A 228-nucleotide genomic window follows, 5' to 3' on the forward strand; every position below is an offset into this window, starting at 1 on the left:
AAAACCTCCTGGGCCAATGGCATATAAAGACTGAATAATTTGGAATCCATGGCCTAATGGATCTTGCCAAGGATCTAGGAAGGAAATTATTCGTTGCAGTCGATAAGGGGCCGAAATGATTAAACCTACAAAACCAACAAGACCAACAACTCCAAGAAAAACAAAATGCTTTATTCTGGCACCTGCAACAAAAATCATAACGACGCTTGTCAATACCATAACTGCACC

General features: G+C 40.4%; 1 protein-coding gene. It reads right to left on the bottom strand.

From position 1 onward, the window contains the following. The coding region (locus AOA61_RS00020; RefSeq protein WP_256583298.1) for an FtsW/RodA/SpoVE family cell cycle protein at positions 1–219 on the bottom strand (219 nt) is incomplete at its 3' end. Positions 220–228 lie beyond the last annotated feature (9 nt).

The organism is Pseudomonas sp. 2995-1 (assembly GCF_002742505.1).
In the GTDB taxonomy this organism is placed as follows: Bacteria; Pseudomonadota; Gammaproteobacteria; order Pseudomonadales; family Pseudomonadaceae; genus Aquipseudomonas; species Aquipseudomonas sivasensis.